Source organism: Lapillicoccus sp. (genome assembly GCF_036559105.1).
In the GTDB taxonomy this organism is placed as follows: domain Bacteria; phylum Actinomycetota; class Actinomycetes; order Actinomycetales; family Dermatophilaceae; genus Lapillicoccus.
Map to the genome: position 1 here is coordinate 38,427 of NZ_DATBTV010000038.1, position 25,884 is coordinate 64,310.

Here is a 25,884-nt window from a genome sequence, read left to right on the forward strand (position 1 = left end):
ACTGTCGTCGCCGCAACGGTGATGGGAGGCTGGCTCTCGTGCGCCACATCGTCCAGAGCAAGAAGCTGCAACACGTCCGCTACGACGTGCGGGGTCCGATCCTGCAGGAGGCCCACCGCCTGGAGGCCGAGGGTCACAAGATCCTCAAGCTCAACATCGGCAACACCGCCCCGTTCGGCTTCGAGGCCCCCGAGGCGATCCTCGTCGACATGGTCCAGAGCCTGCCCGACTCGCAGGGCTACTCCGACTCCCGCGGCATCTACTCCGCGCGTACCGCCGTCGCGCAGTACTACCAGTCCTGCGGCCTGACCAAGACCGTCCCCGACGACGTGTTCATCGGCAACGGTGTCTCCGAGCTGATCTCGATGGTGCTCACCGCGTTCGTCGACGACGGCAACGAGCTGCTGATCCCGGCGCCGGACTACCCGTTGTGGACGGGGGCCGTGTCCCTGGCCGGCGGCATCCCCGTCCACTACCGGTGCGACGAGTCCAACGGGTGGAACCCAGACCTCGAGGACATCGAGTCGAAGATCACCGAGAACACCTACGCGATCGTCATCATCAACCCCAACAACCCGACCGGCGCCGTCTACAGCGAGGACATCGTCAAGGGAATGGTCGACATCGCGCGGCGGCACCAGCTCGTCGTGATGGCCGACGAGATCTACGAGAAGATCATCTTCGACGAGCGCACCCACCACCACGCGGCGAGCCTCTGCGGCGACGAGGTCCTCTGCCTCACGTTCAGCGGGCTGTCCAAGGCCTACCGGGTATGCGGGTACCGCTCCGGTTGGGTGATGATCTCCGGCCCGCAGCACCTCGCCACCGACTTCCTCGAGGGGCTCACGCTGCTCGCCAACATGCGGATGTGCGCCAACGTCCCGGGGCAGCACGCGATTCAGACGGCGCTCGGCGGGTACCAGTCGATCAACGAGCTCATCGTCCCCGGCGGCCGGTTCTACGAGCAGAGCAAGCTGGCGTCGAAGCTGCTCAACGACATCCCCGGCGTGACCTGTGTGGAGCCGCAGGGCGCGCTCTACTGCTTCCCGCGCCTCGACCCCGAGATGTACCCGATCGTCGACGACCAGCAGTTCGTCATCGACCTGCTGCGGGCCAAGAAGATCCTCGTCACGCACGGCACCGGCTTCAACTGGTTCGAGCCGGACCACTTCCGGCTGGTGACCCTTCCGGCGGTGCCGGAGCTCGAGGAGGCGATCGGCCGGATCGCCAGCTTCCTCGAGTCCTACGCCTAGCGGCTACGAGGCGGCGACGACCACGGCGACGACGATCAGCACCACGATCGCGAGCACCGTCAGGGTGAGGAACACCGTGCCGATGATGCCGAGGACCTTGCCGGCCATGGCGATTCCCCGGTTGGCGAACTCGCGCGGGTCCCGGTCGATCTCCGCGACGACCTTGTTGCCGTAGTACCAGCCGAACGGGCCGAGGATGGTCAGCCCGAGCACCGAGAGCAGGCCGAGCACGAAGGCCAGCGTCGCCCGCGGGTGCTCGACCGTCGGTCCGGGCGCGTGGAAGCGAACCTGGTCGGGGGCGCCGCCACCGTAAGCGGGCCGGTAGGACGGCTGGCCGTACGCCGGCTGCTGTCCGTATGCCTGCTCGGCGGGCCACTCCTGCGCCGGTCGGTCCTGCGCCGGTCGGTCCTGCGGGTAGCTCGGCCCCTCGTTGCTCACCGGTTCAGCCTAACGCCGTCGTCGTCGCGTCTCGTGGCGATGACGAGGATCCAGTCGTCTCGGGCACCGGCATGTCGCTCCAGGACGTCCACGGTCCAACCGTGCTGGTCCATCAGCCGAGCGAGCGGCTCCGGACGCCAGTAGGTGAAGAACCGCGGCAGCCCGAGCTTGTGGTCGCTCCACGCCGACCCGTCGCCCTCCTTGACCGACAGGGCCAGGGTGCCGCGGGCTCGCACCGCGCCGTGGATCCGGTCCAGGACAGTGGCGAGCTCGTCCGGGGTGAGGTGCAGCAGCATGGCGAAGGCGACGACGGCGTCCCAGGGACCGCCGAGGCCGTCGGTCAGCACATCGATGTGCAGTGGTGCGAGTCCCGCGTGCCGCATGGCATCGACGAACGACGTCGCGCCGTCGGAGGGCTGGACGGCCAGCCCCAGGTCGGCGAGGTAGCGCGCATCCACACCGGTGCCGGAGCCCAGCTCCAGGACGGCCGCCCCAGGAGGCACGGCGGCGGCAATCCGGTCGAGGAACGCCACGTGCCAGTCCGGAGCCGAACCCACGGTCGCGTCGTAGCGGTCGGCCCGGCGCTCGTAGACGGCGAGCGTGCGGGCGTTGGACGAGGCGGCGACGAAGGTGAACAACCGACCGCTGCCGAGGGCCGGCCCCGGGTCGTCGGCCAGGTCGGCGACACCGACGGCCGCCTCGCTGTCGGAGATGGGGATGAACGACACCTCACGAAAACCATGGTCAGCGAACCACGTTCGCACTCGTGGCGTGATGTCCGGCGCCCGGCGCGTCCGCGTCCAGATGACGCGGGCGTCGGGCGCGCACAGCGCGGGCAGCTCGGCGATGGTGTGCTGAACGTCCGCGTCAGAGATGTTGCCCAGCACACCGCAGAGCAGGACGAGGTCGGCCGGCGGCAGGTCGGCATACACGTCGTGGTCGCCGGCATCGGCGGTGAGCACCTCGACGCCGGACCAGCCGCGGGCCCGGTCGCGGGCGCGCCCGGCGAGGTGGGGGTCGAGCTCGACGAGGGTCGCCGTGACGCGGTCGGCGTCGTCGCGGCCGGCCAGGACCTCGAGCAGGTCGCGACCGTCCCCCGCGCAGAGACTGACCACCCGTACCGGACCCGGCGCCGTGGCGTCCAGCCAATGGGCGACCTGGTCCTGGACGACGCGCAGCCGGCGGCTCAGCGACGAGTCGGGGTCGGCATAGGCGCCGTGCCAGGTCTCCCAGTAGGTCATCGAGGCAGCCTAGGAGGGCCCGCCTACGCTCTGGGGATGGACAGTGAGCGACCGGCCGAGCTGCCGCCGGAGAAGCCGAACCATCGTCACGTCAGCCTGAGACGCGAGGAGACCGGCCGCTACACGATCACCAACGCCCGCGGCGGGACCCTCAGTATCGGCGCGAGGGACGACGACTTCACCGCCGTCGAGCTGCTGCTCTCGGCAATCGCCGCCTGCTCGTCGATCGACGTCGACTACGTCACCGGTCGCCGGGCGCAGCCGGAGGCGTTCGAGGTCGACGTCGACGCGGAGAAGGTGGCCGACGAGCAGGGCAACCATCTCGACGACATCGTCATGACCTTCCGGGTGGCCTTCCCGGCCGGCGACGGGGGCGATGCGGCCCGTCGGCTGCTGCCGGACATCGTCCGGAAGTCGCACGAGCGGCTCTGCACGGTGAGCCGGACGATCACCCTCGGCACGGAGATCACCACCCGGATCGAGTGACCCGCATACCGAACCGGCCGCCACCCGCCGTGTCTCGCCGGAAATCGGCCCCGCCGCACCTACCCTCGTGACCGTGACCAGCGTGACGAAGGGCAGCGCCGTGGACGCGCTGCCCGTCAACGTCTCCAACGTCGTCGCGCGCGTCGTCGAGGACTACCTCGACGACCTCGAGTCGACCGTCCCAGGCCTCGTCTCCGGGGTCTATCTCCTCGGCTCGGTCGCCCTCTCCGACTTCCACCCCGCGTGGAGCGACGTCGACTTCGTCACCGTCGTCAACGACGAGCCCGACGACGTGCAGCGGATGCTGCTCGCGGACATCCATGAACGCGTGGCGCAGTCACACCCGACCCCGCGACTCGACGGCCACTACCTGCGCTGGGCCGACCTGGCCAGCGCGCCCGACCGGCGAACGACCCTCGGCCTGCAGGCCAAGGGCGGAGTCCTGCACTTCGGGTCCAACTGGGTGCCGTCGATCCTCACCTGGCACGAGCTGGCCGAGCACGGGCTGCACGTCCACGGCCCGGGGCTGGAGAACCGGCGGATTGCCCGCGATGACGAGATGCTGCGCGACTGGTGTCTCGGGAGCATCGCCAACCAGTGGACGCCCTGGTGGTACCGCAATGCCAACCTCTGGTCCGGCTCCGGGATGGGCAGCCTCGGCGGCTGGGCGCCGGCGTCGGGCGTGCTCGGCGTCACCCGCGTCCACTACATGCTGACCACCGGGCGCGTCACCTCGAAGTGCGGCGCGGGCGAGTGGGCGCTCACGGTCTGCGAACCGGAGTGGCGCCGGCTGCTCGAGGAGTGCCTGCGGATCCGGAACCGGCCGACGAAGCCGTCGCTCTACCGCGACCCGTTCACCCGGCGTCGTCAGGCGCTGGCGTTCATGGACCTGCTGATGACCGCCGACGAGGAGACCTACGGTCCCTGACCGCTGAGGCCTACCGGCATACTCGGCACATGCCCGACGCCGACCTCGTGCCCGACCCGCGGGACGCCCCGCCGCTGACGTGGGGGATCATCGCCCCCGGTGGCATCGCCAACAAGCTGGCCGAGGCGGTGAGCGAGTTCACCGCCGGCACCGTCGTCGCCGTCGGCTCACGCGACGCCGGCCGCGCTGCGGATTTCGCCGCCCGGCACGGGGTGGCCCGGTCCTACGGCAGCTACGAGGAGCTGGTTGCCGACGACGAGGTACAGGCGGTCTACGTCGCCTCACCGCACTCGGGGCACCGCGAGCACGCCCTGCTGGCGCTGGCGGCCGGTAAGCATGTCCTCATCGAGAAGGCCTTGGCGCGCAACAGCTCCGAGGTCGAGGACATCTTCGCCGCGGCCCAGCGGAACCACGTCTTCGCCATGGAAGCCATGTGGACGAGGCACCTGCCGCACATCGCCGGGGTGCGTCGCCGCATCGCCGACGGCGCGATCGGTGAGATCGTCACGGTCTCCGCCGACCACGGCCAGTCGCTGGACCTGCCGAACGACCATCGGCTCAAGGACCCCGAGCTCGCCGGCGGCGCGCTGCTCGACCTCGGCGTCTACCCCATCTCCTTCGCCGTCGACCTCCTCGGCGCCCCCCAGGAGGTCTCGGCCACCGGTCGGCTGACCGACACCGGCGTCGACGGCCACGTGTCGCTCGTCCTCGGGTACGGCCCGAAGACCCTCGCGCAGATCGACACCACCCTGTGGACCAAGACGCCGACGACGGCGGTGATCTCCGGCACCGAGGGCAGCATCGAGATCGACGGCGACTTCTACGGTCCGAACCTCACGCGCCTCCGCCGCGCCGATCGCGACCGGACCGTCGTCGAGGAGTGGGGCGGCCCGATCCCCAACGGGTTCCAGTTCCAGGTCGCCGAGGTGGCCCGCTGCGTCGCCGACGGGAAGCAGGAGAGCGAGCGGATGACGTGGGCGTCCTCCCGCGCCGTCATGTCCGTGATGGACGAGGCCCGCCGGCAGGTCGGCGTCAGGTACCCGGGCGAGTGAGCCGTCGCACCGTCAGCGACTGTTCCGCGCGACCGACCGGACCCTGCACGTCGTAGAGCGTCGAGCTGGTGACCCCCAGCCCGTCGGACCCGAACACCACGGTCGTGTCGAAGCCGACCCAGCCGGCCACCGGCTCACGGAAGAGATGCACCGTCAGGTCGACGTTCGGGAACATCCACGAACGCGGATCTTCCCGCACCGCAATGCCGTTCGCGGTGTCGACCAGGCCCAGGTATGCGGCGGTCGGGCTCACGTCGAGCCCCTCCACGAGGGGTACACCGGGGTGGAGCCAGCCGCGACCGCGACCGGGCGAGTTCTGCGGATGCCCTCGCATGTCCAACGACGCGATGTAGCCGCCGCTCCACACGGCTCGGCCGTCCCACGGCGCGAAGGTGTCCGGCAGCGGCAGTGGTTCCGGCATACCGCCGGCCACCACCGCCGTGTCGCCGCGGGTGATCCGCCAGGCCCGGGCGCGTACCACGGGACGCTCCCCGGCCACCAGGGTGGCCTCGACGAGCTCGATGGTCCGGCCGGGCCGGATGGTCTCCACCGTCACCGACGTGGGCTCGGCCGGGATGACGCCGAGGATCTCGTAGCAGATCCGCGCCAGGAGCATTTCGGGTCGCGGCTGATGCTGGTCGATCATGTGGGCGATGAGCCCCGAGACCGGCCCCATGTGCTGCTCGTGGTCGTTCCACACACCCTGCGCGTGGAGGGTGGGCTGGTAGCGCCCGTCGGGCAGCCGGACGTAGTAGCTGCTTGCGGCGGGCCCCGGTTCGTTGCCGTCGGTCACGTCCGCCACCCTAGGCACCGGGTCGCAAGGGCAGCGCGCCGACTCCGGAACGCCGGATCTCGGTGGCGTGCACGATGTCGCGCGAACGCTTAACGAGCGCGGGACGTGTGCTCGATGGCTGCTGCGGAACCGACGTCCGCCACGTCGCTCAGCGGTGGGGCGTGCGCGGCCCGGTGGCCTCGTCATGGGCGCGCGCGACGCTCTTCGGGACGACCATCCGCCAGGCGTCGACGACGATCTCGCGCATCTCCTCGGGGTCCAGTGCGTCCATCCGGGCGACCACCCAGTGGTAGCGCAGGTCGCCCTTTCCGGGCATGAGGAAGGTCGCGGGATCACTGGCGACGAGGGCCTCGCGCTCCTCCTTGGGGAAGGCGAAGCCCATGGTCGTCTCGTCGCGGGAGAAGGCGACCCAGACGCTCTGGCCGACGCGGAACTTCACCCGGTCGTGGACGACCACCTCGTAGGCGCGGGGCAGCTCCCTCGCGACGGCGCGGACGTCCTCAACGGTGACGGGCACGTGACCAGCCCATCACGGACCACCGTCAGACCGTGCCGGCCACCCGGGCCGCGATCTCCGCGGCACAGAGGTCCGGCTGGCGCTCCGGCAACCAGTGGCCCTCGTCGACCTCGACGAAGCGGTAGTCGGCGAGCACCATCGCCCCGGTCGACTCGGCCGCCTGGCGCCCGAGGAACCCGTCGTGCCGGCCCCAGACCAACGTTGTCGGGACCCGGCTCCGGTGCACGGCGCCGCGGGAGTGCCGCATCGCGCGGTACCAGCCCAGGGCGCCGGTGAGGGCGCCGGGCTCGCGCATCCGGCCGGCGTAGCGCTCGGCCTCGGCCCGCGGCATCCCGGACGAGCGCAGCAGGCCCTCCAGCCGCCGCAGGAGCACGCGTTCCGGCAGCCGCGGCATCTGGAAGAAGAGCATGTAGCTGGAGTGGGCGAGCTGCCACGGGGTGCTCGTGGCCGCGCGGCGGAGGGCAGCCGGGTGTGGCGTCGAGAGCACGGTGAGGGTGGCCACCCGGTCGGGGTGCGCCCCGGCGAGCATCCATGCGAGCGCTCCGCCCCAGTCGTGCCCCACCAGGTGGACCCGGTCGACCCCCGCGGCGTCCAACAGGGCGAGTGCGTCGTCGGCCAGCTCGGTCAGGGCATAAGCCTGCGGGTAGGGCTCGTCGGGCCGGGCCCGGGGGCTGTAGCCGCGCTGGTCCGGTGCCAGGGTCCGTAGTCCCGCGTCGACCAGGCGGTCGGCGACGGCGGCCCAGGACTGTCGGTCCTCGGGGAACCCGTGCAGCAGCAGGACCGCCGGCGCCGATGGGTCGCCGCGGTCGGTGACGTCGAAGGTCAGCCCGTCACGGGTGTACTCGGTGATGCCCGACGTGGAGGTGCTCACGAGATCTCATCCTGTCGTCTTCCCTCCCACCCCGCTCACTGCCATCCTTCGGGTGTCGTATCGGTGACGAGACGGGGAGTCGAGCAATGGCGGTGTTCCTCAAGCTGGACGGCATCGAGGGCGAGTCCCGGGACGCCCGCCACGCCAAGGAGATCGACGTGACCTCCTGGTCGCTCGGCGTGACGAACGCCGGGTCCGGCCACGGCGGCGGTGGTGGCGGTGGTGGTGGCGGCGCGGGCCGGGCGACGTTCACCGACCTCTCGGTGAGCAAGCTGATCGACAGGGCGTCACCCGCCCTGATGCTCGCGGTCGCGAGCGGGCGGCACGTACGGTCCGGCCGGCTGACGGTGACCGGCGGTGGTCCGCGGCCGGTCGAGTACCTCGTCGTCGACCTCGAGGACGTCCTCGTGACCGCCTGTCTGCTCGCCGACGCGGTGGACCCCGACCGGCCGGTGGAGAACGTCGCGCTGGGCTTCGGGAAGATCCACGTCGCCTACACCCAGCAGTCGGCCACCGGGGGCATGGGGTCGGTCTCCGAGTTCACCTGGGACCTCGTCGGCCACGGTCCGGGCTGAACCGGTTCGGTCATCGTCCGCGGTGACGACGTCACGGCCACCGGCATGTTCTCCGAGCACTTCCAGAAGGAGAACGTCATCTGGTCCGGGGAGCGGGGCAAGACGATCTTCTTCCAGAACGAGTTCCCCTATGACGCGCCGACCCAGGCGGACTGGCAGCACGACGGCATCCTCGGCTATGCGGCCTACAAGGTCGCCGACTCGGTGAAGACCAACGAGCTGTGTGGGTGGCGCGTACATCTACACGAACGTCAACCCCACTCTCCATGCGACCCATGGGTTCGAGGTGCCGGTCACACCGGGGGTCAGGCTGCACAGCCTGCTGACCGTGTCGCTCAACAACGCCGGCACCATCGACCACATCGTCAACGACGTCGGTGCCCCCGCCACGCCCGGACCGAACGGCTCGAACGTGAGCTACCTGACCGAGTACCCGATCCCCTAGGTGCTCGTGGCTTAGTCGGTGCGCTGCGGGAGCGGCTGACCCACGTCGAGACCAGGACCGTCATCGTTCCGTATGCGTTCCAGGTCGCCGCCGACGAGATGCTCCTCGTCTCGCCGCTCTAGCATCGACAGGTGGCGTTGCTCCCGCTCTTCCCGCTGGGCGGCACCCTCATGCCCGGTATGCAGCTCCCCCTGCAGGTCTTCGAGGACCGCTACCTGGCCCTGTTGCGCCGCCTCATCGACAGCCAGGGCGAGGAGCTCGGGTTCGGCGTCGTGGCGATCCGGCACGGTTACGAGGTCGGCGAGCGGGTCAACGAGCTGTACTCGGTGGGGTGCCTCGCGGTGCTCGACCGCCTCGTGCAGGTGACCGACGGGCTCTTCCTCGTGCTCAGCCACGGGACGAGGCGGTTCCGGCTGGACGCCGTGGACGAGGCGGCCGGCACGCCGTGGATGACCGGCGAGGTGACGTGGCTCGAGGAGCTCACGGGTGACGAGGCGCGGCTTCCCTTGCTGAGCAAGGCGGTTCGTGAGGCGGTGCAGGTGCACGGCGTCGCCCTGGGCCTCGAGCTGACCACGCCGCCCGACCAGCCTGAGCTGCTCGCGTACTGGGCGGCGGAGTCGCTGGACCTGGACCGCGACGACCGGCAGCGGCTGCTGGAGGTCTCGGAGACCGCCGCGCGGCTCGCGCTGGTCCGCCGGCTGGCCCAGCGGGAGTCCGCGCTAGCGGCCGAGCTGGGCCTGGCCGCCAGCCCGGGAAACACGCCGCCCAGCCTCAACTGACCCGACGCGGGTCCTTGGTCAGCGCAGCGGCACGAGCGAGGTCCAGTCGTCCCTCGGGAGCACGTCGGCGACGGCCCAGACCTGCAGCTCGTCGAGCGTGAGCTCGGAGCCGTTGTTGGTGAGGAACGCCGTGTCGGCCGCGTCGCGTCCGGTCGCGATGCGCAACAGCGTCTGCCGAGGCGCGAGCCAGGTCGCGTCGACGACGTGCCAGGAGTCGTCGACCCAGGCCTCGCAGACCGCATGGAAGTCCATGGGCGCCAGCCCCGGCGCATACACCGAGACGAGCCGGGCGGGGACGTCACGAGCCCGCAGCAGGGCGATCGTGAGATGCGCGAAGTCGCGACACACCCCCCGGCGCGCCAGCAGGGTCTGGACGGCCCCGTCGGTGGGCTGGCTGGAGCCGGACACGTAGGCGAGCTTGTCGTGGACCCAGGCGGCCACCGCAGCCAGCAGCGCGTGCCCCTCGAGACCGCGGAACTCCGCGTCGGCGGTCGGCGCGAGCGTGTCGGACTCGCAGTAACGGCTCGGCCGCAGGAACGTCACGAGGTCGACCGGCTCGGCGCCGAGGGGGTCCGACTGGCCGGTCACCGTCGCGGTGTAGTCGAAGGTGACCCGCGAGGCGCCGCAGGTGGTCTGGTGCAGCCGGCTGCCGTAGTGGTCGGTGAACGTGGTGGGCTCGACCAGCAGGCCGTCGACGCGGATGCTCAGCTGCTCGTCGAGCGTCATCCCGGTCCCGGAGACGGCGGTGCTGAACAGCAGCGTCGCCGGTCCCATGACGGTCACCGTCAGGTGGGCCGAGATGTCGCGTCGCATGCCTCATTCGAACAGAGGCGGAGCCGTCTCAGCCGATCAGTCCACGCAGCGTCGGTTCGTCCACCAGGCCGGTATGCGTGCCGGGGCTGCCGCAGGCCTACGCCCCCGGGACGGCGCCGGCCCGGGCGGCGTCGGCGTGAAAGGCACCGGCCAGCCACGAGAAAAGGCACGCCGCGGCGTAGGCGTCGCCGGCCCCGTTGGTGTCCACGACCGGCCGACCGGGAAGGCTGACCGCCCGGGACGCGGAGCGGGCTCTCGTCGCGGCGGTGCACCGCGCTGCCGTGTGCCCCGTCGGTCACGACGACGACCGGTGGCCTCGGGTCGTAGAGGGACATCCGGGACCCGTCGGGCGTGACGAGGTTGACCGCTCGGCGCGTGCCGCTGGGGTGCGTGGCGGTCGCCAGCTCGACACCGGCCGACGCGAACCGGTCCTGCACCAGGCGGCCCTCCATGTCGTCGCCGATGACGTCCACGAGGGCGGTCCGCAGCCCGAGGGCCGCGCAGCCGAGCGCCACCCCGGTGCCGGTGGGACCGACCACGCTCTGGATCGGCGGAACGGTCAGGGAGTCCCGAACCGGCAACGGCAGCAGCGGAACTCGTACGTGGTGTGGTCCACGCCGGTCCCGCCGACGACCAGGACGTCGAGGTCGCCCGTCACGAGGAGGGGGTCGCGACGCAGAGGTACCGCTCGTCCTCGACCGGGCCGCCCCAGAGCAGCGGGTCGCTGAGCGGCACGGTCTGGACCCGCGGCGCATACGGAGCCAGCAGCCGTCGCGTCTCGGCCGCGGTGAGACCGCCACCGGTCCACCAGCGCCCCTCGACGAGCAGCAGCCGACCGCCCGGACGCAGCAGGCGGACCCAGCGCGAGAGCGCCGCCGACGGGTCGGGGAGGGCCCACAGGACGTGCCGGGTGAGGACGACGTCGTAGGCGCCGGCCCGGCCGGGCGGGTCCGAGGCGTCGCCGACCTCGACCGTCGCCGTCGTTCCGGACGCCGCGATCTTCGCGCGGGCGGCGGCGACCATCGCCGGGGCCAGGTCGACGCCGTGGACGCGGTGGCCGCCCTCGGCGAGCAGCACCGTGAGGGTCCCGGTCCCGCAACCCAGGTCGAGAACGTCGGCGGGCGGCTCCGGCAGGTGCTCCCGCAGGAGCCGGCCCCACGCCCCCCGGACCTGTGGGTCGCGCAGTCCGTGGTCGGCGGCCTCGTCGAACCCCGCCGCCTCGGCGTCCCAGTACGCGCGGACGTCGGCCGCCGTCACGGGCCTTCCTGGTCGGGTGGGCGAGTGGCGCCTCGCCGGCCCAGACCCCGCACGAGAAGGACCAGCCCGACCAGCGCGACCACCGGGCCGACCACCGCCCAGAGGGTCACCCCGGACATCGCGCTGCCGGGCAGGTAGCCGAGTCCTTGCAGGGTCCAGACGGCGCCGACGACGACCAGCAGCACGCCCACGATCGCCAAGACCGGCCGCCTCATCCGCTGCTCCTCGTCACGGCACGAGACTAGACCGCCGTCTACCGTGGCCCGGGTGGGGCACGAGCCGGCGAGCGTCGACGTCCTGGCCGAGCGGCTGGCGACCGACCTCGCCTCGGCCCTCGGCGACCGCCTGCTGTCGCTGGCGGCCCACGGCTCGTGGGTGGCGGGCGACCGGCAGCGGCGGCGGCGTACCCGCAGTGGTCCGCTCTGCTCGGGTGGGCCGAGCGGTGGTGGTACGACGACGGGGTGGACGACGACGCGGTGCCGTCCACCGTCCCCGCCTTCGTCGCGGACATGGCGGCGAGCATCTGAACTGGCACGAGACCGGTCTGTCGGCCGAGATGCCCGCCGCCTGAGGGTCGGTCGCCCGAACCTGAGGTGCCGTCCTTCCGGATCTGAGACCGGTCTTGTTGCCGGCACGATCTCGACCACGTTGTTCGTCGTCAGCTACCTGCCGATCTCGTCAAGGCGGTCCGGACGCGGGACCTGCGCTCCTACAGCGCGAGCAACGTCGTCGTCGCGAACGTCGGCAACGTGGTCCACTCCGCGTACGTGTTCAGCCTGCCCGCCGGACCGTCTGGCTGCTGCACTCGTTCTACGTCGTCAGCAGCGCGCTGATGCTGTTCTGGTGGTGGCGGTACCGGTCACGCCACGACGGAGGCGTCCCAGCTCAGCCGGGAGCCGGTCATCCAGGCGGTGCTCCGGTCGGTGACGACGTACCGGAAGACGACGGTCATCGCGGCCTCCTGGAACCGGCGGCCCACCGGGCCGGGGATCTTGGAGCTGCTGCTGCGCGCGCCCGCCTTGACGATGCGCTCGACCCGGGCTCGACGAGCCTGCTCGTAGAGGCGGAGGGCGGCCGGTAGGTCGGCAGCGGTCGGCGCGTGGTCGCGGACCGAGGTGGCCAGGACCATGGCGTCCTCGAGGGCCATCGACGCCCCCTGGCCGGAGCTCGGCGACGGGGCGTGGGCGGCATCGCCGACGATGACGAGGCGGTCGCGGGTCCAGTGCGGGACGTGCGGCAGGTCGTAGGTGTTGTCGCCGGCCAGCTCCAGGACGCCGTCGGCGACCAGCTCGGCCGCGGGGCCGTGGTCACCGGTGACGAGGTCCAGCAGCCGTCGTTGCCACTCCTCCGGGCTCGTCGCCGCCCGGCGCTCGCGGCTGATCTCGGGCTCGGGCACGTTGACGAACCAGACGACGTCGCCGTCGGGCGTCGGGTGGGCCCCGAAGAACGCGCGCGCGCCGAAGACGAAGTGCCAGGCCTCCGGACGAAGGGTCGACGCGAGCGCGGAGCCGCGGGTGATGCCGCCGAAGTTGGTGAGGCCTACGTAGCGTCCCTCCGGCGCTGCGGGGTCGATGGCCCGACGGACCTGCGAGCGCACGCCGTCCGCGCCGACGACGAGGTCGGCGGTCAGCCGCTCGCCGCTCGCCAGGGTGACCGTCGCACCGTTGGCGACTCCGGCCACGTCGACCACCTCGGCGCCCCGCCGGACCTCGACCCCCCGGCGCTCGGCCTCGTCGAGCAGCCGGGCGGCGAGGAGCGAGCGCTTCGCCGTGAGCGCCACCGACCCGTCCTGGAGCGGCCGGCCCAGGCTGAGCTCGCCGAGCAGTCGTCCGGTAGCGCCGTACATGGTGTTCGTCGTCGACGGGAAGCCGAGCTCACGGGCGAGGTCCAGGACGCCGAGCAGGTCAAGCGCATCGAGGCCGTTCGGAGCGATGGTGAAGTACGAGCCCTCGGTGGGGTTGTGGTCGGTGCGGCGTTCGAGGACGACCGCCTCCACCCCGACGTGCTGGAGCGCTAGCGCCGTCGCCGGTCCGGCGACGCCACCTCCGACGATGATCGCGGTCATCCTGATACCCTCTCTTACCAAAATCTGATAGTTCGACAATCGAAAGAATAACAGCCATGGCGTCTCGGGACAACCTGGTCGGCGGCCTGGGCCTGGCGATGCAGCGGTACCAGCGCAGCGTGCAGGCGTTCGACGACGCGGTCGGCCGTCGGCTCGGTCTCGGGCCGGCCGACCTGCGGTGCCTCGACTGGCTGGCCGACGGGCCGAAGTCCGCGGGCCAGCTGGCCGTCGCCACGGCGCTCACGCCGGCCGCGACCACCGCGCTGGTGGATCGGTTGGCGCGCAAGGGTTTCGTCGAGCGCTACCGCAGTGACGAGGACCGCCGACAGGTCATGGTCCGGATGACCGACGCGGGGATGGGGCGGACCACGCGGCTCTACGGTCCGATGGTCGAGGAGGGCCAGGCGATGCTCGACGGGTTCACCGACCGCGAGCTGCGGCTGATGAGCCGGCACCTCGAGGCGATCACGGAACTCACGGATCGGCACCGCACCCGTGTCGACGGTGGCGCCGACTAAACCGCCCGCAGCCGATCGCCCATCCCGCTCGCTGAGGGCGGCGTGAGGTCGAGGGTGTAGGCGACGAGCGTCGGGAAGGGCGGGAAGGTGGTCGGCCGGATCTCTCCGGTGCGCCGCCACCCGAGCCGCTCGTACAAGCGGACGGCCCGCTGGTTGTCCGCGAACGCCCAGAGCCGCGCGGTGTCGACTCCGCGGCGGGACAGTCGCTCCACGGCGAGATCGTGGGCGTCCTCGGCCAGGCCGGTTCCCCACGTGTCCACTGCGGTTCCGAAGTGCAGCAGCTCGTCACCGCGAAGCGCTACGAAACCCTCGAGCCGGCCGTCGACCTCGACGGCGAGGGCCTCCGTGCCGGGGTCGGCGATCTCCGTACGCCATCGGTCAGCCACCCGCTCGCGCGGGAACGGGTTCGTGTCCTGCGGGAAGATGTGGCCGAGACCGGTGATCCCCCCGGCCTCCTGCAGGGCGACGAGCTCCGGCAGGTCGGCCTCGGTCAGCAGACGCAGTCGGGTGCCCCGGGTCTCGGTGCGCACGGCCCGTTGGAACGCCTGAGCCGCGACGCTCGGCGGGGGCGGCCCCGTCTCAAGTCGCTCGGCGACCGCCGCCTCCACCACGGCCGCGGGCTGGTACCCGTACGCCACCAGCCGTTGCGCCGCAGCGATCTTGGGCAGCCACTCACCGTCGCGAACCCGCACCAGCGAGCGACACGCACCGAGCACCCCGTCGCCCGGGTCGCCGGGTTGTCGTAGCCACCAGGTCAGCGCCTCGACGAGGAGCGCGCGCAGGTCGTCCGGCGCGACGTCGGCGAACACCTCGCGCGCGGGCGGCCCGAGCAACGCTCCGTCAAGACCGCTGAGGATGCTGCGGTCGAGCGCGTACCAGAACCGGCCGTCGGCGGCTGGGCGGTCGGCGGGGTCGTACGTCGCGCGGAACGCCATGGCCGGGCCGGTGTTGAGCTCCACCTCGAACCCGGGATCCGTCGTTCCGGAGCCGGCGCCCGCCCGGGTGTAGACGACGAGCTCCAGCCCGCGGGCCGGCACCGGGAGCGCCTCGTGCCGCAGGGCGGCCACCAGGGCGTGCTTCTCGGTGTCGTCGAGCGGCTCGGCGGTCACGAGCGCGACGTCGATGTCGCTGCGCCCCGGCTGGTACGCGTCGAGGGCGACCGAGCCCGCCGCATACGCGCCGACGAGGTTCCCGCCGAGGATGCCCCAGGACCGTTCGACGAGGGCGGCGAGGTAGGCGTGGGGATGGTCGCCGTCCGCCACTAGAGGTCCTCGAACCGGACCCGCTCACCGACCGGACCGTCCTGCTCGGGGAAGGCGACGCGGCCGGCCGCGACGCACCACCGCGCGACGTCGACCCTGAACCGTCCCGCCCGGACGGCAGGGTCGGACTCGGCCAGCCGCCGGGCCTCGTCCACGGGGACCGTGTAGACCGACATACCCCGCATGGTCGGGTCGGACTGGTCGAGCAACGGGCCGTTGGCCGCAATGATCCCGCGAGCGACGAGCTCCCCGAGGTAGGCGAGATGGGCGTGGTGGAGGGCGGTCGAGGCGTCCTCGTCGAGCTCGGGCGGGTGGTCGCCGCGGCGCAGGTAGACGACGGTACGGACGTCGAACACGGCTGGTGCTCCGGGCGGTCGCTCCATGGCCGGAGCCTAGGGCGCGCGGTGGCCGGCGAGCAGCCCTCCGTCGACCGGGAGCACGACGCCGGTGACCCAGCCGGCGTCGCAGGACAGCAGGTAGGCGACGGCCGCAGCGATGTCCTCGGGCTCACCTACCCGGCCGAGCGGGTAGAGGGGGGCCATCCGGTCCGCGCCGCCGGGCTGGCCCTCCCACACGCGGGTCCGGACGGTGCCCGGCGCGACAGTGTTGACCCGGATGCCGTCGGGCCCGAGCTGGACGGCGAGGTTCTGGGTGAGCGAGTGCAGCCCGGCCTTGGGCTGGAGTAGGGCTCGCCACCGATTCCGGTGAGCCCGTTGACCGAGCTGATCATGACGATCGCGGGGTCCTGGTCGCTGCTCCTCAGGTGCGGGATCGCGGCCCGGCAGGCACGGACCGTGCCCAGCAGGTTCAGGTCGAGCATCGCCCGCCACACCTCGTCGTCGGTCTGCTCCACACCAGGGTGCGCCACGTCCCCGCCCGCCACGGCCACGAGACCGTCGAGCCGGCCGGTCTTCGCGACGACGCCGGCGATGCCGTCGTCGACCGATGCTCGGTCGGTGACGTCCATGCCGATCGCCAGATGTCCGGCTTGGTATGCCGCGTCGAGCTCCGCGACCGTGCGGTCGGCCGACTCGCGGTCCAGGTCGGCTACGGCGACCACCGCGTCCTCGGCGGCGAGCCGGTGCGCGCAGCCGCGACCGATGCCGGAGCCGCCACCCGTGACGAGGACCACGCGTCCGGCGAACCGTCGGCATCCGACCTCGTCAGCGACCACGGCCCGATCGTCGCACGGACGTCACGTCGCGAGTCATGTCGCTTGACGTGGAGCGATGGCCACACCAACAGCGACCTGACGTGCGACCTGACGTGCGACCTGACGTGCGACATGGCTCGCGACCTGGCTCGCGACCTGGCTCGCGAACTGGCTCGCGAACTGGCTCGCGAACTGGCTCGCGACATCACGTGCGACATGGCTCGCGGTATGGCTCGCGGAGCTCGAGGGCCGGAGCCGGCGCTAGCGGACCCGGCGGATCCGGCCCTCGTCGAGGTGGTACTCGGCGTCCGCCTGATCGGCGCACCACGCGTCGTGGGTCGCCATGAGGACGACCGCACCGGCGTCGGCCTCGGCGCGCAGCAGCGCGACGATCGGCTCGCGGGTCGAGGCGTCGAGCTCGCTGGTCGGCTCGTCCGCGAGCAGCACGCTCTTGCGCAGGGCGAGCGCCCGAGCCACGGACACCCGCTGCTGCTGCCCACCGGAGAGCTCCTCGACGAGGTGGTCGCCCGAGCCGCCGAGCCGGACCTCCTCCAGTGCGGTGTCGGCCCGATGGTGGGCCTCCTTCGCCGGGACGCCGAGAACCATGAGCGCAACGACGATGTTCTCCCGGGCGGTGAGCGGGGCGACGAGGGCGATGCCCTGCGGCACGAGCATGATCCCCTCGCGGGCGGCGGCCGCGCGATCGGTGAGGTGGCTGCCCGCATACGCCACCGTGCCGCTGGTCGGACCGAGCGCCCCGGCGAGCACCCACAGGAGCGTCGTCTTGCCGGCCCCCGAGGGCCCGGTCAGCGCAGTGAAGGTGCCGGGCGCGAGGTCGAGGCTGACGTCGTCGAGGATACGACGGCCCGCGATGTCGAGGGTGACGCCCGAGGCGGTCAGCGGGAGGGGGCGGCGCCGCTCGTCGGCGGCGCGGTCGCGCTCGCCCACCCGGTTGTCGGTCGGCACCATCGAACGCTACAGCGACCCGGGCTCCGGCGGAGGCGGCACGTTGTACCGTGCGAAGCGGGTCGACGCGCACCAGTGCCGACCGGGAGGACACATGCTCGCAGCGCTGCGGTACCGCCGCGCGCAGACCCTCGTGGTCGTCGTGCTCGGGGCTCTGGTGACGACCTGTCTCGTCCTCGCGCCGCTCTACACGCGGGCGCTCGAGCAGGCGATGATCCGCACGATGCTGCGCGAGGCCAGCGTGGCGCAGACCAGCCTCCGGCTCGTGTCGACGAGTCCGACGGCGCGGCAGGACGCCCTGGACCCCGACGCCCTCGAACAGCTCCTCCCGGAGAGCCTGCGGACCGTCGTCGGGTCGCCGATCCCCAGCACGGGCGTCGACGTGCGCACGCTGCCGTTCGCCGCGCAGCCGGGGGGTCGGCTGCTCAACCGGGCGGGCATGTGCGAGCACGTGACGATCACCGAGGGTCAGTGTCCGCGGGCGCGCGGAGAGGTCGCCGTGTCGGCCGACCAGGTCAAGGCCTACGGGACGCCGGTCGGGTCCACCATCGAGGTGGGGGAGTTCGACGGCGCGGTCAGCTCGCTCGAGGGGGCGCCGCGCACGACACTCCGGGTCGTCGGGGTCTACGAGCAGGTCGACGGCCCGTACTGGTTCGGCGACCGCCTGACCGGCTCGGCCGCACAGAAGCTCGGCTTCGACACCATGCTCACCCCGCTCCAGACGCTGACCGACCCCGTGACCTCACCGAAGGGCACGCCGGAGCCGTGGTTCCAGCCGGTCTACGGCCTGGACTTCCCGCTCTTCGCCGACCGGGTGGGCATCGACCAGATCGGGACCATCGGGTCGACCATCACCGGTCTCGTCCAGTACCCGATGGGGGTCGAGCGGGCCGCCAGCCGCGCGTCCGAGACGATCACGGTACGCAGTGGTCTGCCGGCCATCGCCGACGAGGCCCGGGTGGGCAGCGAGCAGGCGTCGATCACCGTGCCTCTGCTCATGGCGCAGATGGCCCTGTTGCTCGTCTGCGTGCTCTGGCTCGTCCTCGTCTCCGCCGCCGACCAGCGCCGCGGCGAGGTCGCCGTCGCCCGCCTCCGTGGCCGTGGTTCGCGCGGGGCTCGCCGGTTGTTGCTCTCGGAGACGCTCCCGCCGGTCGTCATCGGCGCACCCCTGGGGGCGCTGCTCGCGGTCGGCCTGTCCACGGTGGCCCGCAACACGGTCCTCACGTCCGACCCGCCGTTCGAAGTACCCGTGGCGGCGGTGGTGGCCCTGCTGGCCGGCCTGCTCCTCATGGTCGGGCTGGCCGTGCTTTCGGTCCGGCGAGTGTGCCGGGACCCGGTGGCGGACCTCATCCGCAGCGTCCCGCCGCGGCGCACCGGGGTACGGCTCGGTGTGCTCGAGGCGATGCTCGTCGCGGCGGCCGCCGCGGCCTTCATCGCCCTGGTGACCGGCTCGGTCAAGGGCCCGGTCGGCCAGCTCGCGCCGACCCTGCTCGCCCTGGCCGTGGGGGTCGTGGCCGCACGCGTCCTGTCGTCGCTGCTCGCAGTCGGCGGGCGGTGGCTGCTGCAGCGCGGCCGGCCGACCGCCGGGGCCGCGGCTCTCACCTCCAGCCGGCGCGGGACGACCCGGTGGCTCGTGCCGGTGGTCACCGTCGCCCTCAGCATCACGGTCGTCTCGGCCGATGCGCTCGCCGTCGGCGTGCGCAACTGGGCCGGACGGGCGGCCGCGGAGGTGGGGGCGGCGACCGTCCTCACGCTGGGCACCGGTGACCTCGCCGCGGCGGCCAAGGCGGTCCGGGCCGTCGACCCCACGGGCGAGCACGTCACGCCGGTGGCGGTCGTCGCACCGAACGGGCAGGGGACCACGACGGTCGGAGTCGTCCCGAGCGCCTTCCGTCGGATCGCCCTGTGGCCGGGGGTGGACGTCGGCTCGTTGGCCTGGGAGCGGCTCACGGCGCCGACCGTGCCGCCGCTGGTCCTCACCGGTACCCACGTGACGTACCACCTCGACGCGCCGGCGTTCGACGTCGTGACGCCCGCTGTCCGGCCGGCGCCGACGTCGCTGGCGCTGGCCCTTCGGGTCGCCCGGGCGGACGGGTCGGTGGACACCGTCCCGATCGGCGTCCTTCCGGACAGCGGCGTCGTGAGGGACCAGCAGGCCACCGTGACCTGCGCCGACGGGTGCCGGATCACCGGGATCGGCGTCCAGGCGCCGGCGTCGACGGCGGCGGTGAAGGGCTCGGTGACGATCTCGCGGCTCACCGTCGACGGCCAACCGGTCGAGCTGGGCGGCGCCGGGACCTGGCGTGACACTGCGGCGGAGGACGTCGTCGTGACGGGAACCTTCGCGAACGGCGGCCTCACGCTCCGGTACGCCACCAACGGCGCCGACCAGGCGTTCCTCCCGCACGCCTCGGTCCCCGACGTGGTCCCGGCCCTCACCACCCCGGCCTCGGCCCCGAGCGCCGCGGGAGCCACCTTCGGCGGGTCCTACGTCGACGGCACCGCCCTGCTGCTCAGCTCCGGCGGCAGCGTGCCCTTCGTGCCGGGCGGTCCCGCCTCGGCCAGCATCGTCAACCTGGACAACCTGCTCGCCCAGGGCTGGCGCGGGCGTGGTTCGGCCGTCCTCTACGCCTACCTCGACACCACCGACCCGGCCACCGTGGCCCGGGTGACGACGGGTCTGGCCGCGCAGGGGATCACGGTGTCCGAGACGACCCGTGCCGACGACGTCGCCGCGATGTACGGGCGGAGCGCCGCGGCCTGGAGCCTGCAGCTGGCCCTGGCCGTCGGCATCCTCGCGCTCATCGTCGCCGCCACCGGCATCATCGTCCTCGCATCGACGTCACGGCGGGCCCGGAGCCGCGACTACGCCGTCCTGCGTCTGGTCGGTCAGCGACCACGTCGGCTGTCCCTCTTGGCCCAGCTCGAGACCGGACCGGTCATCGTCGTCTCGGCCCTGCTCGGCGTCGCCGTCGGACTCTGGTCGGCGCCCGCGGCGGTGGGCATGGTGCCCCTCTTCACGACGTCGCCGGCGACCTTCCCGGTGGACCTGCATACGGCCTGGGCTCCGGCGCTGGTCGCAGGGGCCTTCGGCCTCGTCGTCCTGACGGTGGTCGGCCTGGTGACCAGCCGGCGGATCGCGCGGCGCGCCAGCTTCGAACGGCTACGGGAGACGGTATGACGACCGCGCAGGCGATCACGACGCTCGGGCTGGTCCACATCTACCGGTCCGAGGGCCAGGACGTCGCGGCCCTGTCCGGGGTCGACCTCAGCGTCGGTGCCGGCGAGGTGGTCGGGCTGCTCGGGCCGTCCGGGTCGGGCAAGTCGACGCTCCTGGCGCTGCTCGGCGGGCTGTTCCGGCCGAGCGCGGGCAAGATCTTCGTCGGCGAGCACGAGCTGTCGGCGCTCACCCCGAGCCAGCTCGACGCCTTCCAGGCCAGGGAGACGTCCCTCATGCTGCAGGGCGCCCAGCGCAACCTCATCCCCTACCTCACGGTCCGGGAGAACGTGGAGTTCGCGCAGGTCGAGGCGCGCCGGCTCGGGGCGGACGTCATCGGGGTGGGCCGCGGCCTGGAGCTGGTGGGTGCGACGGAGTTCGCCGACGCGAAGCTCGGCCGTCTCTCGCAGGGTCAGCTGCAGATGGCCGCTCTCGCCGTAGCCATGGCGCCGTCACCTGGGGTGCTGCTGGCCGACGAGCCGACCAGCGCGCTCGACCGGGTCGCCCGCGAGCGGATCGTCGACACCCTGATGCGCGTCAACGAGGACCAGGGAACGACCGTGGTCGTCGTCACCCACGACCCCGAGGTCGCCGACCGCCTGCCCCGCACGGTGACGATCCGCGACGGCCGGATCGGCGGCGAGGGCCGCAGCGGCAAGGAGTATGCGGTGGTGACGGCCGACGGGTTCATCCCGATCCCCGTGCACATCCGCGACCAGCTGCCGCCCGGAACCCTGTTGCGCATCGAGCCGGACGAGGCCGGCTATCGCATCGTCCCCGAGGTCATCGGTCAGGACCCTGGGTCGGGGCCGGTTGACTAGGCCGGTCGACGTCACGCTCGAGCACCGCGAGCCAGCGCTCGAGCTCGGCGGGTCGGCGGAACAGCAGGATCGGAACGTCCTCCGATGCCGCCCACGCCCGCATCCGGTCCCGCTTCCGCGCGAACGACCGGAAGTGCCAGACGATGATCGAGTCCCGCGACAGGGCACCACGCAGGGTCTCGACGTTGCCGTTGCAGATCGGCTGCCGGTCGACCAGGCGGGTCGCGGTGCGCCGGACGAGACGCCCGAGCGACCGCCAGCGCGGGTAGTCCAGGCCCACCACGAGCTGGGTGCGGGGGAGGACGAGGTCCCGCCAGGAGGCGTATGCGGTGTCGAGGACCCATGCGTCGGTCGCCGCGATGGCCGCGAAGATCTCGCGCTGGACGTCGGGCTCCACGGCGACCCAGCCGGGCAGCCACGTCAGCTCGTCGACCAGGTGCAGCGGGAGACCGCTCAGCGCCGCGAGCCTCGCCGCGGCCGTGCTCTTGCCGGATCCGGTGACCCCATAAACGAGGATCCGGCGCTCGGTCAGCGGGACGTGGCGGGCTCGTTCGGGCACGACAGCGATGGTGGTCCCTGGCCGAGTAGGCGGCAACTTTCCGTCGTGGGGGGGAACAATCACCCCATGCACGAAGTTGAGTCAAGTGTACGCAACTTTGCGGAGTCTGGTTTTGACAACCGGCGTCCGGCGCGGCAGTGTGGGCGGCCGGAGCACAGAGCCCGCCTGAACCACCCGAAACCCAGCACCACAGGAGAGTCACCATGGCACGTGCGGTCGGAATCGACCTGGGCACCACCAACTCGGCCGTCGCCGTCCTCGAAGGCGGCGAGCCCACCATCATCGCGAACGCCGAGGGCGGCCGGACCACCCCGTCCGTCGTCGCGTTCAGCAAGAACGGCGAGGTGCTCGTCGGCGAGATCGCCAAGCGCCAGGCCGTCACCAACGTCGACCGGACCATCCGTTCCGTCAAGCGCCACATGGGCACCGACTGGAAGTCCTCGGAGATCGACGGCAAGCACTACACGGCGCAGGAGATCAGCGCGCGCATCCTCCAGAAGCTGAAGCGCGACGCGGAGGCCTACCTCGGCGAGAGCGTCAGCGACGCGGTGATCACCGTCCCGGCGTACTTCGACGACCACCAGCGCCAGGCCACCAAGGAGGCCGGGGAGATCGCGGGCCTCAACGTCCTGCGGATCATCAACGAGCCGACCGCCGCTGCGCTCGCATACGGCCTCGACAAGGGCAAGGAGGACGAGCTCATCCTCGTCTTCGACCTCGGCGGAGGCACCTTCGACGTGTCCCTCCTCGAGGTCGGCAAGGACCCGGAGGACGGCTTCTCGACCATCCAGGTTCGCGCCACCAACGGCGACAACAAGCTCGGTGGCGACGACTGGGACGACCGGATCGTCCAGCACCTGCTCACCACGGTGAAGAACAGCAGCGGCGTCGACCTGTCCAAGGACAAGATCGCCATGCAGCGCCTGCGCGACGCTGCGGAGCAGGCCAAGAAGGAGCTCAGCTCCTCGACGAACACCAACATCAACCTGCAGTACCTGTCGATGTCCGAGAACGGACCGATCCACCTCGACGAGTCGATGTCCCGCGCTGAGTTCGAGCGGCTGACCGCCGACCTGCTCGAGCGGACCAAGGCGCCGTTCCAGAAGGTCATCGCCGACGCCGGCATCAAGGTCTCCGACATCGACCACGTGGTCCTCGTCGGCGGCTCGACCCGTATGCCGGCCGTCTCCAAGGTCGTCACCGAGCTGACCGGCGGCAAGGAGCCCAACAAGGGCGTCAACCCGGACGAGGTCGTCGCGGTCGGCGCGAGCCTCCAGTCCGGAGTCCTCAAGGGTGAGCGCAAGGACGTCCTGCTCATCGACGTCACCCCGCTCAGCCTCGGCATCGAGACCCAGCACGGCCGGTTCACCAAGCTCATCGAGCGCAACACAGCGATCCCGACCAAGCGCAGCGAGATCTTCACGACGGCCGACGACAACCAGCCGTCCGTCCTCATCCAGGTGTTCCAGGGTGAGCGCGAGATCGCGCAGCACAACAAGGGACTCGGCACCTTCGAGCTGACCGGCATCGCGCCGGCGCCGCGCGGCGTGCCGAAGATCGAGGTCACCTTCGACATCGACGCCAACGGCATCGTCCACGTCACCGCCAAGGACCAGGGCACCGGCAAGGAGCAGTCCATGACGATCTCCGGCGGGTCCGCCCTGCCCAAGGAGGAGATCGAGCGGATGGTCAAGGAGGCCGAGGCGCACGCCGAGGAGGACAAGAAGCGGGTCGAGGAGATCGACGCCCGCAACACCGCCGACCAGCTGGTCTACTCCACCGAGAAGTTCCTCGCCGAGAACGGTGAGAAGGTCCCGGAGGCGGAGAAGTCCGAGGTCCAGGCGGCGCTCGCCGAGCTGAAGACCGCGGTCGGCAGCAAGGACGCTCCGGGTACCGACGTCGAGGACATCAAAGCCAAGACGGCGAAGCTCAGCGAGGTCTCCCAGAAGATGGGTCAGGCCATGTATGCGGCCAGTGCGGCGGAGGAGGCCTCGGCCGGCTCCGGCGACGCCGGTCAGCAGGACTCGGCCACCGACGCCGAGGCCGGTTCGGGTTCTGGTTCCGCCGACGACGATGTCGTCGACGCCGAGATCGTCGACGACGAGACCGACGGCCCGCAGGACCGCACATGACGGACCAGCCGGTGGAGCCGGTCGGCGAGGAGCCGGCCGGTCCCACCGGACCCGCGAGCAGCGGATCCGGGCGTGGTCGTCACGAGGCCGCCGGGCGTTCCGGGCAGGGCGGCCACGGCGGTGAGGCCTCGTCCGAGCCCGGAGGTGACGACGAGTACGACGTCTACATCCCCGACACGCCAGGATCCTTGGTGGACAACGAGATCGAGGGTGAGGTCATCGAGGAGGCGCCGGTGGGCGATGTCCACCCGGACACCCAGAAGGCCGCCGAGCACCTCGAAGACCTGCGCCGCCTCCAGGCGGAGTACGTCAACTACAAGAAGCGCGTCGACCGCGACCGCGACCTCGCGCGCGACCGTGGGGTCACGCAGGTGGTCGAGGCGCTGCTGCCGGTGCTCGACGACGTCCACGCCGCGCGCGAGCACGGCGACCTCGAGGGCACGCCGTTCGCGGCGATCGCCGACAAGCTCGACGGCATCCTCGGGCGGTTCGGGGTCGAGCGGATCGGCGCCAAGGGCGAGGAGTTCGACCCGGCCATCCACGAGGCGCTGATGCACGTGGAGGCCGAGCTTCCGGAGGACGCCACGACGACCACGGTCGTCCAGGTGATCCAGCCGGGGTTCAAGATGGGGGAGCGGGTCGTCCGGCCCGCACGGGTCTCGGTCGCCGACCCGCAGTGAGCGCTCGCATACGGAACCGAGAGGAGGGACGCCGAGATGGCTAGCCAGGACTGGTTGGACAAGGACTTCTACGCCATCCTCGGCGTCTCCTCCGACGCCGACGCGGCGACGATCAAGAAGACCTACCGCAAGCTGGCCCGCAAGCTGCACCCGGACCAGAACGCCGGCGACACGGCGGCGGAGGCCAAGTTCAAGGAGATCGGCGAGGCGTACTCCGTCCTGTCCGACCCCGAGCAGCGCCAGCAGTACGACCAGCTCCGCGCCATGACGCGCGGCGGCGCCCGGTTCACCGCCGGGGGCGGCGGGTCGGCCGGCGGCTTCGAGGACATCTTCAGCGGCATGTTCAGCGGCGGTAACACCCGCACCCGCTACTCGACGAGCAACAGCTCGGCGAACGACCCCGACATGCAGGACCTGCTCGCCAGCCTCTTCGGGCAGGCCGGTGGTTCCTACCCGGGTGGGTCGACCTACGGCGGGTACGACACCTTCGGCGCCCCCCGCGGACCACGCAAGGGAGCCGATGTGCAGGCCCGGACGAACCTGTCGTTCCGCGACGCGGTGGCCGGTCAGACCGTGACTCTCGAGGCGGCCGACGGCCAGCGCATCACCACGCGGATCCCTCCCGGCGTACGCGACGGGCAGAAGATCCGGTTGCGCGGCAAGGGTGCTCGCGGTGACGCCGGTGCCGAGCCGGGCGACCTGATCCTCACGGTCACCGTCGAGAAGCACCCGGTGTTCGGCCGGGACGGCGACAACCTCACCGTCGACCTGCCGGTGACGTTCCCGGAGGCGGCTCTCGGTGCGACGGTGTCGGTGCCGACCCTGGACGGTTCGCCGGTCCGCGTGAAGATCGCGCCGGGGACCCCGAGCGGTCGTGTGCTGCGGGTCAAGGGCCGCGGCGTGAAGCGCGGCGACAAGAGCGGGGACCTGCTGGCCAAGGTGCAGGTCGTCGTGCCGCAGCGGCTGACCGACGCCGGGCGTGAGGCGCTCGAGGCCATGCAGGCCGACGAGGCCGGCCAGGACCCGCGCGCCGAGCTCTTCGAGCGGGCGCGGGCCTGAGCGG

Annotated in this window: 28 protein-coding genes and 2 pseudogenes; 14 read left to right on the forward strand and 16 right to left on the reverse strand. The window is 71.8% G+C overall.

Translation table 11 applies throughout. The features are described from left to right. Positions 1-38 precede the first annotated feature (38 nt). Positions 39-1,253: a pyridoxal phosphate-dependent aminotransferase gene (locus tag VIG79_RS05555; RefSeq protein WP_331883181.1), complete on the forward strand. Its 1,215-nt coding sequence runs from the start codon at positions 39-41 to the stop codon at positions 1,251-1,253. Positions 1,254-1,256: 3 nt separating this feature from the next. Here VIG79_RS05555 and VIG79_RS05560 read toward each other — a convergent pair whose 3' ends face one another. Continuing rightward, positions 1,257-1,691 (reverse strand): DUF4190 domain-containing protein, encoded by a 435-nt coding sequence (locus VIG79_RS05560; RefSeq protein ID WP_331883184.1) that lies wholly within the window; start codon positions 1,689-1,691, stop codon positions 1,257-1,259. Next, positions 1,688-2,932, reverse strand: a complete 1,245-nt coding sequence (locus VIG79_RS05565; protein WP_331883187.1) for a class I SAM-dependent methyltransferase — start codon at positions 2,930-2,932, stop codon at positions 1,688-1,690. Before VIG79_RS05565 ends, VIG79_RS05560 begins: the two co-directional genes overlap by 4 nt. Before the next feature lie 36 nt (positions 2,933-2,968). On the opposite strand from VIG79_RS05565, the gene VIG79_RS05570 reads away from it, so the two are divergent. The 3 genes from VIG79_RS05570 to VIG79_RS05580 all read left to right on the forward strand — a co-directional run bounded on the left by VIG79_RS05570 (position 2,969) and on the right by VIG79_RS05580 (position 5,398). Continuing rightward, positions 2,969-3,418, forward strand: a complete 450-nt coding sequence (locus tag VIG79_RS05570) for an OsmC family protein (protein ID WP_331883189.1) — start codon at positions 2,969-2,971, stop codon at positions 3,416-3,418. A 73-nt stretch (positions 3,419-3,491) separates the two neighbouring features. Next, entirely contained in the window at positions 3,492-4,346 is an 855-nt protein-coding gene (locus tag VIG79_RS05575; RefSeq protein ID WP_331883192.1) for an aminoglycoside adenylyltransferase domain-containing protein, read from the forward strand. A 29-nt stretch (positions 4,347-4,375) separates the two neighbouring features. After that, the gene (locus VIG79_RS05580; RefSeq protein WP_331883195.1) at positions 4,376-5,398 is read left to right on the forward strand and encodes a Gfo/Idh/MocA family oxidoreductase; all 1,023 of its coding nucleotides are present in this window, start codon (positions 4,376-4,378) and stop codon (positions 5,396-5,398) included. Here the strand turns inward: VIG79_RS05580 and VIG79_RS05585 are convergent. From VIG79_RS05585 to VIG79_RS05595, 3 genes are all read right to left on the reverse strand, one after another. Beyond that, the gene (locus tag VIG79_RS05585) at positions 5,379-6,191 is read right to left on the reverse strand and encodes a thioesterase family protein (protein ID WP_331883198.1); all 813 of its coding nucleotides are present in this window, start codon (positions 6,189-6,191) and stop codon (positions 5,379-5,381) included. The genes VIG79_RS05580 and VIG79_RS05585 overlap by 20 nt on opposite strands. A gap of 148 nt (positions 6,192-6,339) precedes the next feature. Next, positions 6,340-6,708, reverse strand: a complete 369-nt coding sequence (locus tag VIG79_RS05590; RefSeq protein ID WP_331883200.1) for an MmcQ/YjbR family DNA-binding protein — start codon at positions 6,706-6,708, stop codon at positions 6,340-6,342. Between the two features lie 25 nt (positions 6,709-6,733). Then, the gene (locus tag VIG79_RS05595; protein WP_331883203.1) at positions 6,734-7,579 is read right to left on the reverse strand and encodes an alpha/beta fold hydrolase; all 846 of its coding nucleotides are present in this window, start codon (positions 7,577-7,579) and stop codon (positions 6,734-6,736) included. 86 nt (positions 7,580-7,665) lie between these two features. Here VIG79_RS05595 and VIG79_RS05600 point away from each other — a divergent pair, with 86 nt between their 5' ends. From VIG79_RS05600 to VIG79_RS05610, 3 genes are all read left to right on the forward strand, one after another. After that, positions 7,666-8,154 (forward strand): type VI secretion system tube protein Hcp, encoded by a 489-nt coding sequence (locus VIG79_RS05600; protein ID WP_331883205.1) that lies wholly within the window; start codon positions 7,666-7,668, stop codon positions 8,152-8,154. Between the two features lie 223 nt (positions 8,155-8,377). After that, positions 8,378-8,599, forward strand: coding sequence for a hypothetical protein (locus VIG79_RS05605; RefSeq protein WP_331883207.1), 222 nt, complete (start codon positions 8,378-8,380; stop codon positions 8,597-8,599). 131 nt (positions 8,600-8,730) lie between these two features. Continuing rightward, positions 8,731-9,378 carry an LON peptidase substrate-binding domain-containing protein gene (locus tag VIG79_RS05610; RefSeq protein ID WP_331883210.1) on the forward strand — a complete coding sequence of 216 codons (648 nt, stop codon included), beginning with the start codon at positions 8,731-8,733 and terminating at the stop codon, positions 9,376-9,378. Between the two features lie 18 nt (positions 9,379-9,396). Here VIG79_RS05610 and VIG79_RS05615 read toward each other — a convergent pair whose 3' ends face one another. The 4 genes and pseudogenes from VIG79_RS05615 to VIG79_RS05625 form a co-directional block, all read right to left on the reverse strand. Then, on the reverse strand, positions 9,397-10,191 hold the full coding sequence (locus VIG79_RS05615; RefSeq protein ID WP_331883213.1) for a transglutaminase family protein: 795 nt from the start codon (positions 10,189-10,191) through the stop codon (positions 9,397-9,399). Between the two features lie 97 nt (positions 10,192-10,288). Further along, positions 10,289-10,420 (reverse strand): annotated as a pseudogene (locus VIG79_RS19740) (PfkB family carbohydrate kinase); the annotation flags it as partial. Between the two features lie 425 nt (positions 10,421-10,845). Beyond that, the gene (locus VIG79_RS05620) at positions 10,846-11,448 is read right to left on the reverse strand and encodes a class I SAM-dependent methyltransferase (RefSeq protein ID WP_331883215.1); all 603 of its coding nucleotides are present in this window, start codon (positions 11,446-11,448) and stop codon (positions 10,846-10,848) included. Beyond that, positions 11,445-11,663 (reverse strand): hypothetical protein, encoded by a 219-nt coding sequence (locus VIG79_RS05625; RefSeq protein WP_331883218.1) that lies wholly within the window; start codon positions 11,661-11,663, stop codon positions 11,445-11,447. The genes VIG79_RS05620 and VIG79_RS05625 overlap by 4 nt, the downstream gene beginning before the upstream one ends. A 156-nt stretch (positions 11,664-11,819) precedes the next feature. Between VIG79_RS05625 and VIG79_RS05630 the strand changes: the two genes are divergently transcribed. Further along, positions 11,820-11,975, forward strand: coding sequence for a hypothetical protein (locus VIG79_RS05630; RefSeq protein ID WP_331883334.1), 156 nt, complete (start codon positions 11,820-11,822; stop codon positions 11,973-11,975). 332 nt (positions 11,976-12,307) lie between these two features. Here the strand turns inward: VIG79_RS05630 and VIG79_RS05640 are convergent, their stop codons facing one another. Next, positions 12,308-13,513 carry an NAD(P)/FAD-dependent oxidoreductase gene (locus VIG79_RS05640; protein WP_331883220.1) on the reverse strand — a complete coding sequence of 402 codons (1,206 nt, stop codon included), beginning with the start codon at positions 13,511-13,513 and terminating at the stop codon, positions 12,308-12,310. Between the two features lie 56 nt (positions 13,514-13,569). On the opposite strand from VIG79_RS05640, the gene VIG79_RS05645 reads away from it, so the two are divergent. Then, positions 13,570-14,031 (forward strand): MarR family winged helix-turn-helix transcriptional regulator, encoded by a 462-nt coding sequence (locus VIG79_RS05645; RefSeq protein ID WP_331883222.1) that lies wholly within the window; start codon positions 13,570-13,572, stop codon positions 14,029-14,031. Here the strand turns inward: VIG79_RS05645 and VIG79_RS05650 are convergent. The 5 genes and pseudogenes from VIG79_RS05650 to VIG79_RS05670 form a co-directional block, all read right to left on the reverse strand. After that, positions 14,028-15,293: a GNAT family protein gene (locus VIG79_RS05650; RefSeq protein WP_331883223.1), complete on the reverse strand. Its 1,266-nt coding sequence runs from the start codon at positions 15,291-15,293 to the stop codon at positions 14,028-14,030. The two genes, VIG79_RS05645 and VIG79_RS05650, sit on opposite strands and share 4 nt — an antisense overlap. Continuing rightward, the gene (locus VIG79_RS05655) at positions 15,293-15,676 is read right to left on the reverse strand and encodes a YciI family protein (RefSeq protein ID WP_331883225.1); all 384 of its coding nucleotides are present in this window, start codon (positions 15,674-15,676) and stop codon (positions 15,293-15,295) included. Before VIG79_RS05655 ends, VIG79_RS05650 begins: the two co-directional genes overlap by 1 nt. Before the next feature lie 9 nt (positions 15,677-15,685). After that, positions 15,686-16,123: an SDR family NAD(P)-dependent oxidoreductase gene (locus VIG79_RS05660; protein WP_331883332.1), complete on the reverse strand. Its 438-nt coding sequence runs from the start codon at positions 16,121-16,123 to the stop codon at positions 15,686-15,688. After that, a pseudogene (locus tag VIG79_RS05665) lies at positions 16,030-16,467 on the reverse strand (SDR family NAD(P)-dependent oxidoreductase); the annotation flags it as partial. The gene VIG79_RS05660 and the pseudogene VIG79_RS05665, both read right to left, overlap by 94 nt. Positions 16,468-16,707: 240 nt before the next feature. Further along, on the reverse strand, positions 16,708-17,412 hold the full coding sequence (locus VIG79_RS05670) for an ABC transporter ATP-binding protein (protein ID WP_331883226.1): 705 nt from the start codon (positions 17,410-17,412) through the stop codon (positions 16,708-16,710). A 94-nt stretch (positions 17,413-17,506) separates the two neighbouring features. Here VIG79_RS05670 and VIG79_RS05675 point away from each other — a divergent pair, with 94 nt between their 5' ends. Next, entirely contained in the window at positions 17,507-20,593 is a 3,087-nt protein-coding gene (locus tag VIG79_RS05675) for an FtsX-like permease family protein (protein ID WP_331883227.1), read from the forward strand. Continuing rightward, on the forward strand, positions 20,590-21,450 hold the full coding sequence (locus VIG79_RS05680) for an ABC transporter ATP-binding protein (protein WP_331883230.1): 861 nt from the start codon (positions 20,590-20,592) through the stop codon (positions 21,448-21,450). The genes VIG79_RS05675 and VIG79_RS05680 overlap by 4 nt, the downstream gene beginning before the upstream one ends. Here the strand turns inward: VIG79_RS05680 and VIG79_RS05685 are convergent. Next, complete coding sequence (locus VIG79_RS05685) at positions 21,413-22,009, reverse strand: adenylate kinase (protein ID WP_331883233.1); 597 nt, start codon at positions 22,007-22,009, stop codon at positions 21,413-21,415. The genes VIG79_RS05680 and VIG79_RS05685 overlap by 38 nt on opposite strands. Before the next feature lie 203 nt (positions 22,010-22,212). Here VIG79_RS05685 and dnaK point away from each other — a divergent pair, with 203 nt between their 5' ends. Genes dnaK through VIG79_RS05700 form a run of 3 tightly spaced genes read left to right on the forward strand, consistent with a single transcriptional unit; the run spans position 22,213 to position 25,880 of the window. Beyond that, entirely contained in the window at positions 22,213-24,141 is a 1,929-nt protein-coding gene (gene dnaK / locus VIG79_RS05690) for a molecular chaperone DnaK (protein ID WP_331883235.1), read from the forward strand. Continuing rightward, complete coding sequence (locus VIG79_RS05695) at positions 24,138-24,821, forward strand: nucleotide exchange factor GrpE (RefSeq protein WP_331883238.1); 684 nt, start codon at positions 24,138-24,140, stop codon at positions 24,819-24,821. Before dnaK ends, VIG79_RS05695 begins: the two co-directional genes overlap by 4 nt. 36 nt (positions 24,822-24,857) lie before the next feature. Then, complete coding sequence (locus tag VIG79_RS05700; protein WP_331883241.1) at positions 24,858-25,880, forward strand: DnaJ C-terminal domain-containing protein; 1,023 nt, start codon at positions 24,858-24,860, stop codon at positions 25,878-25,880. Positions 25,881-25,884: the final 4 nt, after the last annotated feature.

Excerpts from the sequence above, each read along its gene's own strand:
- VIG79_RS05570 (WP_331883189.1), top strand. The coding sequence starts at position 2,969 with ATGGACAGTGAGCGACCGGCCGAGCTGCCGCCGGAGAAGCCGAACCAT.
- VIG79_RS05600 (WP_331883205.1), top strand. The coding sequence starts at position 7,666 with ATGGCGGTGTTCCTCAAGCTGGACGGCATCGAGGGCGAGTCCCGGGAC.
- VIG79_RS05655 (WP_331883225.1), bottom strand. The coding sequence starts at position 15,676 with ATGGAGCGACCGCCCGGAGCACCAGCCGTGTTCGACGTCCGTACCGTC.
- dnaK (WP_331883235.1), top strand. The coding sequence starts at position 22,213 with ATGGCACGTGCGGTCGGAATCGACCTGGGCACCACCAACTCGGCCGTC.
- VIG79_RS05700 (WP_331883241.1), top strand. The coding sequence starts at position 24,858 with ATGGCTAGCCAGGACTGGTTGGACAAGGACTTCTACGCCATCCTCGGC.
- VIG79_RS05645 (WP_331883222.1), top strand. The coding sequence starts at position 13,570 with ATGGCGTCTCGGGACAACCTGGTCGGCGGCCTGGGCCTGGCGATGCAG.
- VIG79_RS05565 (WP_331883187.1), bottom strand. The coding sequence starts at position 2,932 with ATGACCTACTGGGAGACCTGGCACGGCGCCTATGCCGACCCCGACTCG.
- VIG79_RS05675 (WP_331883227.1), top strand. The coding sequence starts at position 17,507 with ATGCTCGCAGCGCTGCGGTACCGCCGCGCGCAGACCCTCGTGGTCGTC.
- VIG79_RS05640 (WP_331883220.1), bottom strand. The coding sequence starts at position 13,513 with ATGACCGCGATCATCGTCGGAGGTGGCGTCGCCGGACCGGCGACGGCG.
- VIG79_RS05615 (WP_331883213.1), bottom strand. The coding sequence starts at position 10,191 with ATGCGACGCGACATCTCGGCCCACCTGACGGTGACCGTCATGGGACCG.
- VIG79_RS05580 (WP_331883195.1), top strand. The coding sequence starts at position 4,376 with ATGCCCGACGCCGACCTCGTGCCCGACCCGCGGGACGCCCCGCCGCTG.
- VIG79_RS05695 (WP_331883238.1), top strand. The coding sequence starts at position 24,138 with ATGACGGACCAGCCGGTGGAGCCGGTCGGCGAGGAGCCGGCCGGTCCC.
- VIG79_RS05625 (WP_331883218.1), bottom strand. The coding sequence starts at position 11,663 with ATGAGGCGGCCGGTCTTGGCGATCGTGGGCGTGCTGCTGGTCGTCGTC.
- VIG79_RS05680 (WP_331883230.1), top strand. The coding sequence starts at position 20,590 with ATGACGACCGCGCAGGCGATCACGACGCTCGGGCTGGTCCACATCTAC.